This is a genomic window from Haladaptatus litoreus, from assembly GCF_900156425.1.
Taxonomy (GTDB): Archaea; Halobacteriota; Halobacteria; order Halobacteriales; family Haladaptataceae; genus Haladaptatus; species Haladaptatus litoreus.
Genome location: NZ_FTNO01000001.1, coordinates 1604743 through 1622478, shown reverse-complemented (window position 1 = coordinate 1622478; position 17736 = coordinate 1604743). Strand labels below are relative to the sequence as shown.

General features: G+C 61.0%; 16 protein-coding genes and 1 tRNA gene. 12 read left to right on the top strand and 5 right to left on the bottom strand.

The window, feature by feature from the left end; all coding sequences use genetic code 11:
* The first annotated feature begins 22 nt into the window (after positions 1-22).
* From BW974_RS08560 to BW974_RS08520, 9 genes are all read left to right on the top strand, one after another.
* Positions 23-1096 (top strand): GNAT family N-acetyltransferase, encoded by a 1074-nt coding sequence (locus BW974_RS08560; protein ID WP_076429726.1) that lies wholly within the window; start codon positions 23-25, stop codon positions 1094-1096.
* Positions 1093-2166 (top strand): DUF354 domain-containing protein, encoded by a 1074-nt coding sequence (locus BW974_RS08555; protein WP_076429725.1) that lies wholly within the window; start codon positions 1093-1095, stop codon positions 2164-2166. The genes BW974_RS08560 and BW974_RS08555 overlap by 4 nt, the downstream gene beginning before the upstream one ends.
* 170 nt (positions 2167-2336) lie before the next feature.
* The gene (locus tag BW974_RS08550; RefSeq protein WP_076430313.1) at positions 2337-3263 is read left to right on the top strand and encodes a glycosyltransferase; all 927 of its coding nucleotides are present in this window, start codon (positions 2337-2339) and stop codon (positions 3261-3263) included.
* On the top strand, positions 3260-4333 hold the full coding sequence (locus BW974_RS08545; protein WP_076429724.1) for a DUF354 domain-containing protein: 1074 nt from the start codon (positions 3260-3262) through the stop codon (positions 4331-4333). The genes BW974_RS08550 and BW974_RS08545 overlap by 4 nt, the downstream gene beginning before the upstream one ends.
* A gap of 25 nt (positions 4334-4358) precedes the next feature.
* Positions 4359-6155, top strand: coding sequence for a hypothetical protein (locus BW974_RS08540; protein ID WP_076429723.1), 1797 nt, complete (start codon positions 4359-4361; stop codon positions 6153-6155).
* A gap of 21 nt (positions 6156-6176) precedes the next feature.
* Positions 6177-7640 (top strand): flippase, encoded by a 1464-nt coding sequence (locus tag BW974_RS08535; protein ID WP_076429722.1) that lies wholly within the window; start codon positions 6177-6179, stop codon positions 7638-7640.
* Between the two features lie 653 nt (positions 7641-8293).
* A complete protein-coding gene (locus tag BW974_RS08530) occupies positions 8294-9880 on the top strand; it encodes an alkaline phosphatase family protein (protein ID WP_076429721.1) in 1587 nt (528 codons plus the stop codon).
* Entirely contained in the window at positions 9877-10887 is a 1011-nt protein-coding gene (locus BW974_RS08525; RefSeq protein WP_084186217.1) for an NAD-dependent epimerase/dehydratase family protein, read from the top strand. The genes BW974_RS08530 and BW974_RS08525 overlap by 4 nt, the downstream gene beginning before the upstream one ends.
* A gap of 104 nt (positions 10888-10991) precedes the next feature.
* Positions 10992-11076: transfer RNA gene (locus tag BW974_RS08520), tRNA-OTHER, on the top strand.
* A 710-nt stretch (positions 11077-11786) separates the two neighbouring features.
* Here the strand turns inward: BW974_RS08520 and BW974_RS08515 are convergent.
* The 4 genes from BW974_RS08515 to BW974_RS08500 all read right to left on the bottom strand — a co-directional run bounded on the left by BW974_RS08515 (position 11787) and on the right by BW974_RS08500 (position 15788).
* Entirely contained in the window at positions 11787-12746 is a 960-nt protein-coding gene (locus BW974_RS08515; protein ID WP_076429720.1) for a polysaccharide deacetylase family protein, read from the bottom strand.
* A gap of 88 nt (positions 12747-12834) precedes the next feature.
* Complete coding sequence (gene glmS, locus BW974_RS08510) at positions 12835-14655, bottom strand: glutamine--fructose-6-phosphate transaminase (isomerizing) (protein ID WP_076429719.1); 1821 nt, start codon at positions 14653-14655, stop codon at positions 12835-12837.
* A 305-nt stretch (positions 14656-14960) separates the two neighbouring features.
* Positions 14961-15401: a chemotaxis protein CheW gene (locus tag BW974_RS08505; protein ID WP_076429718.1), complete on the bottom strand. Its 441-nt coding sequence runs from the start codon at positions 15399-15401 to the stop codon at positions 14961-14963.
* A 66-nt stretch (positions 15402-15467) separates the two neighbouring features.
* On the bottom strand, positions 15468-15788 hold the full coding sequence (locus BW974_RS08500) for a DUF7500 family protein (RefSeq protein WP_245799965.1): 321 nt from the start codon (positions 15786-15788) through the stop codon (positions 15468-15470).
* Here BW974_RS08500 and BW974_RS26460 point away from each other — a divergent pair.
* The 3 genes from BW974_RS26460 (at position 15770) to BW974_RS08485 (ending at position 17198) form a co-directional block, all read left to right on the top strand.
* The gene (locus BW974_RS26460) at positions 15770-15958 is read left to right on the top strand and encodes a helix-turn-helix domain-containing protein (RefSeq protein ID WP_076429717.1); all 189 of its coding nucleotides are present in this window, start codon (positions 15770-15772) and stop codon (positions 15956-15958) included. The two genes, BW974_RS08500 and BW974_RS26460, sit on opposite strands and share 19 nt — an antisense overlap.
* Before the next feature lie 497 nt (positions 15959-16455).
* Positions 16456-16908, top strand: coding sequence for a thioredoxin-dependent thiol peroxidase (gene bcp, locus BW974_RS08490; RefSeq protein WP_076429716.1), 453 nt, complete (start codon positions 16456-16458; stop codon positions 16906-16908).
* A complete protein-coding gene (locus BW974_RS08485; RefSeq protein WP_076429715.1) occupies positions 16905-17198 on the top strand; it encodes a hypothetical protein in 294 nt (97 codons plus the stop codon). The genes bcp and BW974_RS08485 overlap by 4 nt, the downstream gene beginning before the upstream one ends.
* A gap of 132 nt (positions 17199-17330) precedes the next feature.
* On the opposite strand, the gene BW974_RS08480 is transcribed toward BW974_RS08485, so the two are convergent.
* Entirely contained in the window at positions 17331-17717 is a 387-nt protein-coding gene (locus BW974_RS08480) for a hypothetical protein (protein WP_245799961.1), read from the bottom strand.
* Positions 17718-17736: the final 19 nt, after the last annotated feature.

The following is a 17736-nucleotide window of genomic DNA, read 5'->3' as shown; positions in this document are numbered from 1 at the left end:
GCGCTATCGACTGGCGAGACGAATGAGAGTCGAACGTTTAGACCTCGATGAATGGGAAGACCATCTCCCCAAAAGCGGGTTTGAGGTGTTTCACCTCCCCGACGCGCTCGCCGCAGTCGAGCGTCACACGGCGGGTGAACTTCGCCTGTACGGGGGATTCAAAGGACAGCAAGCGATTGCCCTGCTTCCGGTTGTCGTCAGAAACGGGCCGCTCGGAACCGCCGCGCTCTCGCCGCCGCCGGGGCTGGCGATACCGCGACTCGGGCCGATTCTGATGCCGACGAGTCCGAAGCGACGGAAGCAAGAGAAAGTAAACCGCGAGTTCACCGAGACGGTGCTCGACCGGATTCGAACCGACTACACGGGACAACTCGCCCGCGTCGGCTTCGATTCCCCGGTTGCACAGCGCGTGGGCGAGCAGATGGAATCCGGGCTGACCCTGTTCCGGATGCTCTGTGGAACCGCCTACGGCGACCCGCGCCCTTACGTCTGGGGCGATTTGGACGTGGAACCGTACTTCACGTACCATCTCGACCTCGAATCGACGACGGCGGAGGCGGTGAAAAAATCGTTCAGCAAGAGCCTTCGGCGCGAGATTCGGGACGCGAAGGAGTTGGAGGTGAGCGTCGAGAAGGAGGGACTCGAAGGTGCACACGAGGTGTACACGGATACGGTTGACCGATACGACGAGCAGGGCGAAACCCTCGGTCTGTCGTGGGAATACGTCCGCGACCTGTGGGAGGGGCTGGACGACCACGCCCAGACCTACGTGGCCCGCGATTCGTCGGGCAACTACCGGAGCGGGATTACTGCTCTGTACTCCAACGACGCGGCGTACTTCTGGCAGGGCGGCGCGAGAGCAGTTTACGAGGGAACCAGCGTGAACAGCCTCGTCCACTGGCACATCATCGAGGACATCGTGTCGGGGTCGCCGGTCGAGTCGGTCACCACCTACGACCTGATGGGAGCGAACACGGAACGGCTCTGTCGGTACAAAGCGAAGTTCGGGGCCGACCTCGTTCCGTACTACCTCGTGGAATCGAGCGGGAGAACGATGGACGCGGCAAAACGAGCCTACCAGTTCGTCAGGGGATGAGATACCTGTTTTTCACCAACACGCCCGCGCACGTCCACCTGTATCGCCACGCGGTGGAAACCCTGCGCGAGCGTGGACACGACGTACTCGTCCTCGGGCGCGATTACGGCTGTACCCGCGCCCTGCTTTCGTATCACAACCTGCCCCACGAAATCTACGGCGAGTGTGGCACGACGAAGTTCTCCCTGTTCCGCGAACTGCCGGAACATTACTTCGAAATCTTCCGGCGCGCTCGGCAGTACGACCCCGACCTCATCTTCGGTGTCGGGTCGTATGCGGCCCACGCAGGGGCATTAACGCGAACGCCGGTCGTGGTCGTCGCGGATTCGGAACCGACGACCATCGACCACGCCGTCGCCCGTCCGTTCGTGAACACGTTCCTGACGCCGCACACGTTCGGGAAGGACCTCGGGGGGAAACATTACGAGTTTCGCGGCTTCAAGGAACTCGCCTATCTGCACCCCGACGTGTACGAACCCGACCCGACCATTCGGAAGCAGTTGGGCGTCGAACCGGACGAGGAGTTCGCAATCGTCCGATTCAACGCTTTCGGGTCGCACCACGATGTCGGCCACTCGGGATTCACGCCGGAAAAGCGACGAAAACTCGTCTCCGCCCTGTCGGAACACGCCACAGTGTTCGTTTCTGACGAGGGAGGCAATCCGGCCCCCGGCGATTCCCGGTCGTTCGACCTCCACCCGGCACGACTACACGACGCGCTGGCGGAGGCGTCCTTGCTGGTCGCAGATACGCAAACGATGGTGACGGAGGCCGCACTGCTCGGAACGCCCGCGATTCGGTCGAACTCCTTCGTCGGCGAGTCCGATATGGGCAACTTCCTCGAACTCGAACGCGAGGGACTCATCGACAACTTCCGCAATTTCGAGGACGTGCTGGCCCGGTCGCTCGCCATCCTCGCCGACGATTCCGCGAAGGAACGCCTCCGTGAGCGACGCGATTCGTATCTCGCGGACAAGGTGAACCTGACCGACGTTATCGTGGACGTTGCGACGAACGCCGTTCCGACGACGGAATCGATAGGACGAACCGCGGCGGTGTCCAGACGATGACGGGAGACGGGTTTTCAGGGTACGAGTTTCCGCGGTGCGGGTACGACCGCCCTGTCGCGCTGGACGAGTCGATAAAGCGGCGGATAACAAAACAGTTCTCCGGCGACATTTCGACCACTGTGACGAGGGGAGCTATGCAATCGCGTACCGGCACGGAATCTTCGCTTCGAGTGCTAAACCTCGTGACGAACGCGGATGCACGCTTTTTCAACGAACAGGTTCGGGTGCTCCGCGAGTTCGGCGTCCGTGGGGAAACGCTCTCCCCGACAGGTATTCACCGCGCCCGCGACGATTCCGTGACTCGACGGTCGCCGACGGATTACCTGCGGTTTTTTCCGACCGTCATGCGCAACTCGCTCGGCGAGTACGACCTGATTCACGCGAACTACGGACTCACCGCGCCGATGGCGCTGGCGCAACCGCGATTGCCGGTCGTCCTCTCGCTGTGGGGGTCAGACCTCCTCGGCGAGTACGGGTGGCTAAGCAAACGCTGTGCTCGCCACTGCGATGCGGTTATCGTGATGTCCGAAGGGATGGCCGAGGAACTCGACAGCGATTGTCACGTCATCCCCCACGGTATCAACCTCTCGCGGTTCGCGCCGATGCCGAAGGCGGAGGCGCGCGAGGAGGTCGGCTGGAGCGAGCAGAAAAAGCAAGTTCTCTTTCCGTATCCGCCGACCCGCGAGGTGAAGGATTTCCCGCGGGCAGAGCGAGTCGTCGCCGAAACCGCGGAACGGGTGGACGGACAGGTCGAACTCCAGAGCGTGTTCGGTGTGCCACACGACGAGATGGCGAACTACTACAACGCCGCGGACGTGCTGTTACTTCCCTCGAAAAGCGAAGGGTCGCCGAACTCGGTGAAGGAGGCGATGGCCTGTAACCTGCCGGTCGTGACGACGGACGTGGGGGACGTGCGCGACCGATTGTCGGATGTATCGCCCTCACACGTCTGTTCTTCGGACGGCGAACTCGTCGCGGGATTGGTGGACGTACTCGCCGACCCCCGGCGGTCGAACGGGCGCGAACACGTCCGCGACATCAGCCTCGAACGGATGGGAGAACGAATCCACAGCGTCTACGAGACAGTTGTACAATGAAGGTCATCATCACTATTCAGCATCCGGCGCACGTCCACTTCTATCGCCACGTCATCACGTCGCTGTCGGAAGACGGACACGACGTTCACGTCTTCGCCCGCGACAAGGACATCGCGCTCGACCTGCTCGACTACTACGACATCGAACATACGGTACTCGCCGGGAAGGCGGACTCGCTCACAGGATTGGCTCGCGTGCAAGCGACCTACGAGGCGCGACTGCTCCACGAAGCCATGCGGATTCGCCCCGACGTGATGACCGCAATCGGGGGCGTGGCAGTGTCGCACGTCGCCCCGCTGGTCGGCGCGCGGAGTGTAGTCTGGATAGACAACGAAGGCGCGCAGTCGCACAAACTGACGACGCCGCTGGCGCACGTCATCTGCACGCCGCGGAAGTTCCGGGACGACTTCGGCGCGAACCACGTTCGCTACGACGGCTATCACGAACTCGCGTATCTCCATCCGAAGCGGTTCACGCCGAATCCGGATCGCCTGCGAGAGCACGGTGTGAATCCGGAAGAACCGTTCTTCCTCGTCCGGTTTCGCCAATGGTCTGCCCTGCACGATGTGGGACAGAACGGCTTTTCGCACGACGCGAAATGCGACCTCGTGTCGTTTCTCGCCGACCACGGCGAGGTGTACGTCACGAGCGAATCGCCGCTTCCGGCGGAGTTCGCGGAGTACGAACTGCCGGTTCCGCCGCATCTCGTTCACGACTTGCTCGCCTTCGCCGACCTCTACGTGGGCGATTCGGCGACGATGGCGACAGAAGCGGCGGTTCTCGGAACGCCCGCCGTCAGAGCGCAGTCGTTCGCCGGGGCGGACGACATGACGAACTTCCTCGAACTGGCAGAGTACGGCCTGCTCTACTCGACGGCGGACGATCGAGACGCCGTGACGAAGGCGAAATCGCTGGTTCGTGACGCAGACCGTGAGACGTTCGAGCAGCGGCGAGAACGGCTCATCGAGGATAAAATCGACGTGGCTGGTTACGCGACCGAACTGCTCGTCCAATCCGGTCGCGGCCAGCGGTCGAGTTGGTTCGGACAGGCTGTCCATAACAAAGGGTGAAACCGCCGACGCGGGAGACGAGCGAATGGCACGAACTGCTACACACAGACTGGAGAAAAGCGCCCTCGTTCTCGGTTTTTTGGCCCTTAGCGCGGGCGTTCTCGTGGCACATACATCACCTGCGCGAGCCTACGAACTGTCGATTTACCGGGGGACGCCCCCGCTCTTTTGGGGCGGAATCGGCGTCGCCCTCCTGACTGGAATCGCGGTTGCGGTTTCGGCACCCGACTGGTATCGCTCGCTCGCGCTCGCTTTGGGTGGGATGAGCGTCTTGTCCATCGTCTCGCTCCCCGTGATTCGAGGCTACCATTTCTACGGCGCGGGCGACTCGCTAACCCATCTCGGGTGGGCGAGGGATATCGTCACGGGGTCGATGGCACCCTACGAACTGCTGTATCCCGGCACGCACACCGTCGGCGTCGTCATCAGCGAACTGACCGGACTACCGCTTCGACGGGCACTGTTGGTGATGGTGTCGGCGTTCGTCCTCGTCTTTTTGCTCTTCATTCCACTGACGGCGCGGGTCATCGCGGACGATGACCGCGCCGTGACGTTCGCCGCGCTGGCCGGATTCCTGCTTCTGCCCATCAACGCCATCAGCGTCTTCGCCATGCCGCACCCGACCTCGCAGGCGATTATGTTCCTGCCGCTCGTCCTCTACCTACTGGCGAAGTACGTCACGGTAACCGACGGGAGTCGATTGCCCCTGCTCGGTTCGTCGGCGGGAATACTGCTCGCGCTGGCGTCGATTGCCATCGTCTTCGTCCATCCACAGCAGGCAGCGAACGCGATTTTGCTGTTCGGCGGCGTCGTCGTCGTCCAGTTCGTCTACCGACTGTTCCGGAACGGCCACGCAATCGCTCGCCACCGCACGCTGTACGGCCAGACCGTGTTTCTCGCGCTGGCGTTTCTGGCGTGGACGCCCCTCCACGAGCGGTCGGGCGGGACAGTGTCGGCGCTCGTCACGAGCCTCCTCGAAAATCCGGCGGCTGCGACCGACACCACGAACGCCGCGGCGAGTCTCTCGCAACTCGGCGGGAGCATCCGACTGCTGTTCTTGAAACTGTTTCTCGTCGGGGTGCTGTTCAGCCTCTTCGCGGGATTTTTCATGCTCGGCGGGTTGCTCGACCGAGTTCGCGGGACGAACGCGAGCGCCTTCAGCAAGTACGTTGCCGTCGGCATGGTACCTCTCACGCTGTTGTTCGGGGTATTTTTCGTGGCGAGTTTGGGGCAGTTCCACTTTCGAATACTAGGATTCATGATGGTTCCCGTGACGATTCTCGGCGGCATCGCGCTCGCCCGCGGCGTCGATGCCCTCGAAACGAGGGTTCCGAACGACAGTGTGGTCGGAGCGTTCGCGGCCGGACTGTTCGCTCTTTTGCTCGTTCTCTCGCTACTGACGGTGTTTCACTCGCCGTACATGTACCAAGCTTCAGGGCACGTTTCGGAGTCACAGATGACGGGCTACGAAACCGCGTTCGACAACCGCGGGGACGCGCTGTTCACCGGACTTCGGTCGCCCGGAGAGCGCTACTCGGACGGGATTTTGGGGTACGAAGAAAGTAGAGAGGCAAGCTGGCGCGGGCAGGCGATTTACGGGAGCGATTTGAACGCCACCGAGGAGAACTTCACCGCGAGTCGGCTCACGACGGCGTTCGAAGAGCCGCGGTACCTGCCGGTCACTGATGCGGCGAAACAGAGAGAGCTCGACGTTTTCGGCGGACTTCGATTCCCGAGAGACGGCTTTCGAACACTCGACAGCCACCCCGGAGTCTCGCGAGTGCAGTCGGGTGGCGGCTTCGACCTCTACTACATCGAATAACGACGAGATATTCATCAAATAATGGATGTGAAAGGCTTCGCGCAAGGTTTCAAGGCGATGCTCGGTGCTCGAACAGTACACATCGCCGCGAACGGCGTACTGGTGGTCATCCTCACCCGGTTTCTGCTGACGCCGAAGGAGTACGGCTTGCTCGGCAGTGCCCTCGCGGTGTTCGGCGTCGCGGGCCTGTTCGCAGACCTCGGCACGTCGAAATCGGCGGCTAGATACGTCACGGAGTACCGGGAACGCGACCCCGGACAGGTTCCCCACGTCCTGCGCTCCGCCCTAAAGTATCGACTCGTCGCAATCGCGCTAGTGTTCGTCGCCTTCACGGTGTTCACCGGGACGATTGCCCGAATCGCAAACCAACCCGAACTCTCGCCGCTGTTGGTGTTCGGCGGGGCCTACATCGCGGTGTACTCGCTCTCGACGTTCGCCGTCGTCGTGTTTCAGGGCTACAACCGGGTGCTGTGGAGTGCGGTAACGCGGGCGGCGGGGAGCGTCAGCCTCGTCGTCTTCGTCGTTCTCGGCGTGATTTTCGTCGGCGGCGCTGTCGGCGCGGTGGTCGGCTACGTCGCGAGCTACGCACTGGCCACAGTCGTCGGACTGGGCGTTCTCTACCGGCGATTTTACTCGACGCACGCGGTGGGCCAGCGGGAAGACGGACTGAATCGGCGGGTACTGCGATACAGCGTTCCCCTCACCGCGACGCAGGGCGCGAACGTTTTGGACAAGTACATCGACACGATTCTGGTCGGCGGCATCGCCGGAGCGACCGCGGCGGGCTACTACCACCTCGCCAAAACCATCTCGGCGTTCGTCGAGGCTCCGGCATCCTCGCTCGGATTCACCATCTCGCCGACCTACGGCGAGCAGAAGGCCGGGAACGAACGCGAATCTGCGGCCCGACTGTACGAAACGACGTTTCAGCACGTCCTCCTGCTCTACGTCCCCGCCGCCGCCGGGTTGATTCTCGTGGCCGACCCCGTCGTGACGCAGGTGTTCGGGTCGGGGTACGCCGAAGCGATTCCCGTCGTGCAGGTGTTCGCGGTGTACACCGTGTTGCAGGCGATAACCCTCATCACCAGCGATGCGCTGGATTACCTCGGCAGGGCGCGAGAGCGCGCGATTGCCAAGGGTGGAACCTCCGCGGCGAACTTCGGCCTCAACCTCCTGCTGATTCCCTCCCTCGGCGCGGTCGGGGCGGCCCTCGCAACCGTCGCAACCCACTCCGTCTACGTGCTGGTCAACCTCGCCGTGGTGCACCACGAACTGTCGCTTTCGATTCCCAGATTGCTCCGCCACGTCGGATTCGTCTGCGCCATCGCGCTCGTCATGTCGGCGGTCGTCTTCGCCTCGCTCCAGTTCGTCTCCGGCTTGGTTTCGTTGGTCGCGGTGGTGCTGCTGGGCGGGGCTGTCTGGGCGGGATTGGCGACTGCGAGTGGGCTGTTGGACGTGAGGCGTGTTTTGAACGTGTTCGCGTAGAGGACTAGGAAGGGTGAGTTGTGGCTTCGTCTAGTGATTTTCGTTGGGACTGATTTTGTGGTCGTGAGAGTAAAATCGACTGCAACCGCAGAAGTCACGACTCCACACACACCCTTACTCGTCACTCGCTCTTTCCAGTCGCTCGTTCCTCGTTCGCCCGGAATCCGCCAGCGACAGCAGGGCGGGCAGGCCAGCGCCTGCCCGCCCAATCTAAATTCAGTCAGCCGATTTTCACGGACATTTGTCCTGCGGAAAACCGTGGCAAGGTCGAGCAGTCGAGAATTGCAACCGACACTCCATCACGAGAAACTGTTTTCGCAGGCGTGACTTGGAGTCGTCAGTTGCAGGCTTCTCTTCATCAGAACAAACCCCTTTCCGCAGAGGGCAAACGGCCGGCTACACATCGAACACCGACTCTAACATCCGCGTGAGGGTATCGTAGAGAGTGCCTACACCGAGCAGTCGTAACCACACCACCAGTCGCACCACAACCATCACAGAAAGGCGCAACCCGCGCATAGCGACCCTATCAGTCCAGACCTACTTCCGGTAAAAACGCCCACGAAAACCGCAGTCGGCCCATAACAAAGCGAACCCCGGTGGTGCGAAGGGACAGAGCCACGGGCAGGTCAGCTGTCCCGGTGACTTTAGTTATGTCGAAGGAAACAGCGAACCCGGAACGGGCGTTCGTCCTCGGACTGGACGGCGTCCCATGGGACTTGATTCGCCGATGGACAGAGGAAGGAAAGCTACCGAATTTCGCACGAGTGGTCGAAGAGGGCGCCTCCGGCCCGCTTTCGAGTACGACACCGGACGCCACGCCCCTCGCGTGGCCGACGATTGCGACGGGGGTGTGGCCCGACAAACACGGCCTGTACGGCTTCCAGCATCTGGAGCGAGAGTACACCCACCGGATGAACACCAGTGCAGACGTGCGACGGCCCGAACTTTGGGACATCCTCTCGCCCGCCGTCGTGGGCAACGTGCCGATGACCTACCCGGCCAGCGAAATTGACGGGACGCTCGTCACGGGGATGATGACGCCGGAGATGGACGAGCGGTTCACCCACCCGACGGAGTTCGGAAAAGAGTTGAAAGAGACGATTCCAGACTACCGAATCGGCCTCTCGTGGGACGAGTTTCGCAACCGACCGGACGAATTTCGAGAGGAACTGTCTACCCTGCTCGAGACCCGCAGGAAGCTGATGGGTCGGCTGATGGACGAGGAGTGGCGACTGTTCTTTTTCGTCTACACCGCACCGGACAGACTTCAGCATCTCATCTGGGAGGAAGACGCGCTGCTCGATCATTACCGCGAACTGGACGACATTCTCGGCGAGGTGATGGAGTACACGGAATCCCGGGATTCCGCGCTGTTCATCGTCTCCGACCACGGCTTCGGCCCGATTTCGCGGTTCGTCTTCCTCAACACCCTGCTGGAGCGCGAAGGACACCTCCAGCGGAAAGGTGGAGACGGAACCCGCGGCGCGCTCGCTCGCGTCGGACTGACGAAAAACCGCGTTCAAGGGCTTCTCTCCCGACTCGGCGTGAGCGAAAAGTCGCTGGTCGAACACCTGCCGAAATCCGTCGTCGATACCGTCGCCGCGCAGGTTCCCGGCGAGCACAACCTGTACGACGTGGAGTTCGAGGAAACAGTTGCGTTCGCCCACGGGTCGGGCAACGTCTACGTCAACGATACGATTCGGTTCGACCCCGGCGTCGTCGCGCCCGAAGACGTCCCCGCAATCAAAAGCGAACTTCGTTCCCTGTTCGAGGGGCTGACCGACCCCGAAACCGAAAACCGTGCCCTCGACGTTCACGACGGCGACGAACTGTTTCCGACCGATCCGCATTCGCCCGACCTCGTCGTCAAAGGAAAAGAGGAGTACGAAACCGCGGTGTCGCTGACGCGGGACGTATTTCGGGATAGCGGGAGCAAAGTCGCCAGCCATAGACCGGAAGGAATTTTCCTCGCGTGGGGGCCGAGCGTCGAACAGGGTGCGAGTGCCACCGACGCGAACGTAACCGACGTTGCCCCGACTATTCTTCACGCGCTCGACGAGGCGGTTCCCTCTGACGCGGACGGTCGCGTGCTGAAAGAAATTTTCCACGATGGGTCGAAACCGGGACGCCGGGCGGTTTCACAGCGCGAATACGGGCAGGCGGGGAGCGCGACTGCGGTCGAAGCCGACTTCGACGACGTGGAAGACCGACTCCGCGGACTCGGGTATATGGAATGAGCGGTGACATCGACGATTCGGAGCGACCCGACAGTTTCGCCCGAACCGGCGATTCGCTCAACATCGCCGGTTCGGATTCGGCCACGATTCCGTCTCCGACAGACCAGACGATTCTCGTCACGGGCGGCGCGGGATTCGTCGGTAGTCACCTCGTGGATGCCCTCACTTCCGAGAACGAGGTTCGCGTTCTCGATGACTTCTCGTCCGGCAATCGCGGGAACGTTCCCGAAAACGCCGACATCGTGGAGGGCGACGTGCGCGACCCGAAAGCCGTGCGAAACGCGATGGCGGGCGTCGATACGGTCTTTCATCAGGCCGCGATGGTCAGCGTCGAGCAGTCGGTCGAACACCCGCTTCGAAGCCACGCCGTCACCGGCAACGGGTCGCTAGTCGTCCTCGATTGCGCCCGGCGGGAGGACGCCCGGGTCGTCCTCGCCTCCAGTGCGGCGGTGTACGGTCACCCCGAGTCGGTGCCGATTTCGGAATCGGCGCGGAAGTCGCCGACCTCGCCTTACGGCATCGACAAACTCGTCGCCGACCAGTACACACGGCGATTTTCCGACCTTTACGGGCTTGAGACAGTCGTGCTGCGATATTTTAACATCTACGGACCGCGACAGAATCCGGAGTACAGTGCGGTCGTTCGGGTGTTCATGGAGCAGGCTCGCAGGGGTGACGACATTACGATTGAAGGAGACGGCACCCAAACGCGAGATTTCGTCCACATCTCCGACGTGGTGCAGGCGAATCTCCGCGCGGCAGTCACCGACCGAACCGGCGAGGCGTTCAACGTCGGAACTGGGGAGAGCGTGACGATTCGGGAACTCGCGGAGGCGGTTCGGGACGCGAGCGATTCGGATTCCGACATCGTCCACGTCGAACCCAGACAGGGTGACATCGACCACAGTAGGGCAGACGTGCAAAGGGCACGTGACGAACTGGGCTACGAGCCGACGGTTTCGCTCTCCGTGGGGCTTCGCTCGCTCGTCGGGGAACTGACGGTCTAAACTTCTATCGCCCACAATCGGTTTGTTTGTGGGCGTCGAAGCCGTAGATGAACTGTCTTCAGCCCGCCCATAACAAAGATAGTTCCTCCCAATGTGTAAATCGTGGAAGGGTGGCTCAGTGGTAGAGCACCACCGATTTGTCGGTGGGAGCTTGACAGGCTTCGCGTGGTTCGAATCCCGCCCCTTCCGTTTCTGCGACGAGCGAAGGCGAGGAGTGAAACCAAAATAGCGATTCGAAGTAGATCGGGCACGCGCAACGTAGTGAGCATGTCCGGGCGTAGTTCGAATCCCGCCCCTTCCGTTTCTGCGACGAGCGAAGACGAGGAGTGAAACCGAAATAGCGATTCGCATCCTGCCAGTGGCACGCCCACGGAGTCGAACGACAGTGAGACGAGTAGGAACCTCTGGCTCTGGTTCGAATCCCGCCCCTTCCGCTTTTACGAGAACGGACGTGCCGAGGAAAAGTGAGAAAGGGAGTCAGCGAGACGGTTGGAGGTGATTTTTCGGAGTTCAGTTTCAATGACAGACCGGTACAACACACGTAACCGCAGAAGTCACGACTTTAGGTCACGCCCTCGCTCTTGCGGTCACTCGTGGCAGAGCCACTCATTCCCTTGTTCGCTCGCCCGTTACCACCAGGCCACCAAAGGCCGGGCGCGCTCGCGCGCCCGGCCAACCCAAATTTAGTCAGCTGTTTTTCGGAAATTCGTCCTGCCGAAATCGAGGGCAAACGAGGGACGAGCGACTGCAAGGAGCGAGTGACGAGTGAGCGTGTGTGGAGTCGTGACTTCTGCGGTCGCTGTCGGTCTGTGTTTTACAGTTGTGATGCTATCCGAAGACCAGTGTCGAAGAAGTCCAACTCGTCCACGACTACAAACCTCAAAAACTCTTTTTCGCCGTCATCGAGGGCCGATTGGGGTTCGCGTCGTCGTCGGGTCTTCCTCCCGGAGGTGCCCCGCGATTTGTCCCATGGTCAGCACCTTCACTCGGGCCTCGTCCCGGCGCATGGCGAGGTGTTCGAGGACGACGCGCAGGCGCTCGAAATCGCGCTCTTCGGTGAAGTTTCCGGGGCGCATCCAGAGATGAAAGACGCCATCGTCGGCCTCCGCGGCGCGGTCGATGCCGCGCTTCGCCGAGCGAATACCGGGGTCGTCCCAGACGTTCTTCGTGAGGGTGCGAACGCGACCGTCGTCGCCGAACAGGAACATCGAAGCCGGGATGTTCACCAGTCCGTAGTCGTCCGTTTCCGGAGTCACGAGGGGTGGCCCCGTCCTGCTCACGGTTCGGTCGATGAGTTTGGCCAACGACCGAAATCGGGTTTTGTCGCACCAGAGTTCGGGTCTGGTGCCGCGGTAGCAAGTAAAGCCGTAGGCCGCGAGCACGTCCCGGTGGCCGACGCTATTCCGCGGGAAGACGAACGATTCCACATCGTAGCCGCTGTCGTCCGCGATTTCGAGGCTGGTTCGCGTCTCGGCGACGGCGATTTCCCGACTGGTTCGAACGTCGCCGTATTCGACGTGCGAAAACGAGTGACAGGCGATTTCGTGGTTCGCGCTCGCGTCGGCGATGTCTTCGATGAGGCCGTCCGCGAACCACTGCGGATGGCACTCGGCAACGCCACCCGGGTCGCGGCCGAACCAGTCGTCCGTCGGCGTCGCGTGGTCTGCGTGGGTTCCGTCACACGAGTCGAGAAAGAGATGGCCGACGACGGCCCATGTAGCCGGGACGTTGAACTCGTCGAAGAGTGCGAGGAGTCGTGACCACGAGGTGCGCGCGCTCTCGACGTGGTCAGGAATCTCGGAGAGGTCGTGGTACCCCCACGCGAGTTCGGCGTCCAGAGAGAGTACGACGGCGTTCATTCGTGGAGAAAATGGGGCCGGTGAGCGATTAAACCGCGCCGACCGTTCAGGTAGGTTCGGGCGGGTAATCGAAGCTTACCCGCCCGATTCATTCGACTGTCACGCTCTTCGCCAGATTACGCGGTTTGTCGATGGGTCGGTCGAGTTGCGCCGCGGCGTGGTACGAGAGCAGTTGCAGTTGCACGTTCGCCAGAATCCCCGCAACGTCGGGATGCGTGTCCGGTATGGTCAGTACGTCGTCCGCATACTGGACGATTTCCTCGTTGGTTTCGCTGGCAACCGCGACGACCGGTGCGCCGCGGGCTTCGACTTCCTTCATATTACTCAACGTCTTTCGATCGTGACGACCGGTAAACACCGCGAACACGGGAGTTGCGGGCGTTACCAACGCCAACGGCCCGTGTTTCAGTTCCCCTGCCGCGAAGCCTTCGGCGTGTTCGTAGGAAATCTCCTTGAACTTGAGCGCGCCTTCCAGCGCGACCGGGAACACCGACCCCCGACCGATGAAGAAGTACGAGTCGGAGTCGCGGTACCGCTTTGCGACTCGGTGGGCCTTCGTGTAGTCGAGAATCCGCTGGACGTGGTCGGGGAGGTCTGCCAGTGCGGACAGCACGTCCTGTGTGTCGTCGCTCCGTCGTCCGACCACGTCTCGGACGAGTCGTTCCCCGAGGAGGGAGAGCGACACCACCTGCGAGGAGAACGTCTTCGTCGCCGCAACGCCGATTTCCGGCCCGGCCCGGATGAACATCGCGTCGTCACATTCTCGCGCCGCCGTCGAACCGACGACGTTCGTGACGGCGAGCGTCCGCGCGCCACCTGCTTCGGCGCGCCGCAGTGCGGAAAGCGTATCCGCAGTTTCCCCGCTCTGGGTGACGCCGACGACGAGTGTGTTCTCGTCCACGGGCGGCGCGGAGACGGCGTACTCGCTCGCGAGGAACGTCTGCGCTGGCAGGCCGCGACTGCCGATGAAGTGGCTGCCGACGAGTCCCGCGTGGTAGGACGTTCCGCAGGCAACGAACTGGACGCGACTGATTTCCTCGAACGTTCCCGGCGGGAAATCTTCGAGAGCGATGTCCCCGGTTGCGGGGTCTGCGCGGCCACGAAGCGTCTGCCGAAGCGAGGTCGGCTGCTCGTGAATCTCCTTTAGCATGTAGTGGTCGTAGCCGCCTTTTCCGGCGTCTTCCGGGTCCCATTCGATAATCTGGGTCGGGCGTTCGACCGCTTCCCCGTCGAGCGTCGTGATTTCGTGCTGTCCCGGTTCGATGACGACCATGTCGCCGTCGTCGAGGAAAATGACCTCGTCGGTGAAATCCAAAAATGCGGGCACGTCGCTGGCGAGGAAGTATTTCCCCTCTCGAACACCCAACACGAGGGGAGAGCCGGAACGAGTTGCGTAGATTGCGTCGCTCTCGTCTACCAGCATTGCGACGGCGTAGCTCCCCGAAAGCCGACGAATCGTCCGTCTGAAGGCTTGTTCAGGGGTGGCACCGTCCGCGAGGTGTTCTTCCACCAGATGCGGAATGACCTCGGTGTCCGTGTCGCTCTGGAACGTGTGACCGCGTTCTTGCAGTTCTTTTCGGAGGTCGTCGTGGTTCTCGATGATACCGTTGTGAACGACCGCGACGCGGTCGGAACACCCCGTATGTGGATGTGCGTTCGCGTCGGTCGGCGGGCCGTGCGTGCTCCAGCGGGTGTGGCCGATGCCGAGTCCTCCGGCAGGAACCTCGGTCGCAAGCGAATCTTTGAGGTTCGAAATCTGGCCTTCTCGCTTGAACACTGCCGGGCCACGCCCGTTTTTCACCGCCAATCCCGCCGAATCGTATCCTCGATATTCCAAGTTCTCGAGGCCGACGAGCAGTTCTTCCACGGCGTCGTCTGTTTCGCCGACGCGACCGATGATTCCACACATTAGCGTGACACCCCCAAACTGTCGTTCATACTCATTGCTGACCGAATGAAAGATGGCGTTTGTTCTGCTGTGCGTTGCGACCCCGACCTACCGTTTGCCTAGCGTTCGGAAATCTCATAGGTAATTCGCCTCTGTCGTGTCCTGAGCGCCGCGACAGGACTGCTGTCGAGGGCTGAACAGTATTTACGAATACCCGGATTCCACCTTTGTTATACACTCGCTGAAAGGAACGAAGGGCGGTCTTAGCACACCCTAAGACCGCCGTACTCTCCGCCGCAAAAGCCCCGGGTACTACTCCACCCGCCTCAGACATTGATTTCCGAGGGCTTGACCCAGATGACGAACTCGTCGTCTTGTCGAATGACGCCGTGAACCGACTTGCTTTCCACAGAATCGTCTACGTCCGTTTCGTCCACGCTCACGACCTGGTTCACCTCGTCGATGACCCAGCCGATACTTCGTTCGTCTTCCGTCTCGAAAACGACGACGCGGTCGCCCGTACCGGAGTCGGGAAGACCCAGCACTGTTTTCGGATTGACGATGGTGGTCGTCGTGCCGCGGAGATCCATCACGCCCTCGATGGAGTCGGACGTGCGCGGAATCCGCGTGACCCGTTTCACTTCGACGATGCTGTCCACTTGGTCGATATTTATCGCACAGATGTCGTCGCCGAGTCGAAATTCGACGACCTGCGTCTCCGCAACCGGTTCGTCCTCGTCCACAGGTTCCTGTTCCGTTGCGCTCATAGTCAGCTAGTCTATATATCGAAGTCCGGAACATAAAACCCTCCCCCTACTATCACGACGGATAATTTACCGGTCGGTTTCCGGCGGGAACACGACACCGTTCGCGTCCCGAATCGCCTCGAACAGGTCGGCGATGCTGTCGTCCGGCGAGAGGTCGTGTGTTTCGAGGACGCCGCGGAAACAGCGCGGCGAATAGCGTACCCTGGCGTTCGACTCCATCAGGAGGATCCCGAGAACGTCCTCCACCGCCGTGCTCCTATCGACCTGCTGGGCGTACCACATGAGCAGGCTGTCGAAGACGGTTCCCACGTCGTCGGAGAATATCTGCTGGTGGCTGATTGCCCCTTCGGATTTAGTCGAGATATGAAATCCGTAGCGAGAGTCCACGTCGTCTAGATCTTCTCTATCTGTACCTCACGACAGCGCGAAGCGCGACGATGGACGAACTGCAAAACGGGCTGGGTCTGCCGAAGATGTCACTGTACACTATCGTCCGAACCCTGCGAGAGCGCGAACTGGTAAAACAGGACGGTGAAACGGTTACGCTATCGAACTAGTCGGATTGGTCGTCATCCCCGCTTGGACAGAGCAACTCCGGATTTCGCTCGTGGCGGGGTGTTTCGATAAATCGTTTAATTCTCTCTCGGTCATCGTTGGACAATGTTCCATCCACTGGAAGATAGTTCATCTTGAATCCTAAAAAATTGGTGGCTCTTCTTTGTAAAAAAGGTGACGACAGTACAGAACGACACGCAAACACCTGTGACTCCCGCTCACTTCGAACTATTTTCACTTTCACTCCGCTATGCTCGCCTTCAATAGTTGACCGGACAAAGGGCAGACATGAACTCCGAAACGCGAACCCCACAATCGGAGCGGCGACCGTGGAATTCCGCAGACGTGTCCGGACTCTCTGCCAGTGAAGTCGCGGCGTATGTCCAAACGTCAACCGAAGAAGGTGCGGTTCACCTCGAACGGAAAGGCGGGCGTACCTTTCTCGTCGCTGGCAACTGACTCCGTAACGCAGTTCGTCGCTCGCTTCGAAGCGACTGCCATGCTCGAACCCGGCCAGCAGGCACCATCGTTCGAACTTCCGAATCATGCGGGTGAAACAGTTTCACTCGACAACTTCGACGGCAGAGTGGTCGTCTACTTCTATCCGCGCGCCGACACCGCCGGTTGCACCACGGAGGCGTGTGGCTTCCGCGATTCGTGGGAAGCGTTCGAAAAACGCGGCGTTCCCGTCCTCGGAATCAGCGACGACCCGATTTCCGACCTCGACAAATTCCGCGAGAAACACGACCTCCCCTTCGAACTGCTCAGCGACGAATCCGGCGAGGTCGCGAACGCCTACGACTCCTACGGCGAGAAAAACATGTTCGGCAACACCTTCGACGGCGTTTTCCGAAACACGTTCGTCGTCGGTTCCGACGGAACAATCGAACACGTCTTCGAAGATGTCTCGCCCGACGGTCACGCCACGGAAATCCTTTCGACGCTCGAATGACGTACCTTTCACACCCCGTTCGGAGAATGCGCGACGACCCGAGAGACGAATCGGTGACGCTCGTGCTTCGATTGGATGATGCGGACCCCGAAGGGGTCGAATCGCGCGTCGAAGCACTCGACGGCGAAGTCGATGCCGAACTCGCGTTCGAGTCCCTTCGCGTCGTCGTTCCGCAGGAATCCGTCGCCGACCTCTGTGAAATCGACGGCTTGGATGCCATCGAAACCGCCGCCACGCTCGGCATCGGGTCGGGCGATGCGGAAGAGGATATGGAGTTAGACGATGTCTAAGGCGACTCAAGAACTGTCGAAAATGTCAATCTAAACGAGGCGGCCGTTTCTGACACCCACGATATTTCCTCGAACGACAGTAAATTCCATGCCTGCCGGAACACCGTCGAGGGTCAAAATTTTCGGGTTGCTCTAATCGCCTCTCACGTGCGTCACTTCGACCATCAGGTCGGGGTGGTCGGCCTCGGGATAGCGCAGGGTCCACGACCGGTCGAACTCGATACCTCGGTGGTGGCCCTTCAACAGCAGGTCGCCGAGCACGTCGCGGAAATCCTTGACGACGGCCTGCTCCGGCGGTTTCGTCGGCTGTGGTGGGTTCATCAGCACTTCCGTTCCACCTTTTTCCAAATGCGTAATCTCGACCATCAGGTCAGACAGGTCGTCGTCTGGATAGCTAAACGTCCACGAGCGGTCGAACCGGCGGTCGTTTTTGTACGCCGTACTCAACACCATTTTCAGCGTACTCCGGAACTCCTCGGGGGAGGCCATCCAGAGGGGGACGCTCTGGGTGCGGCTCATGAAAAACGGACAAGCACCG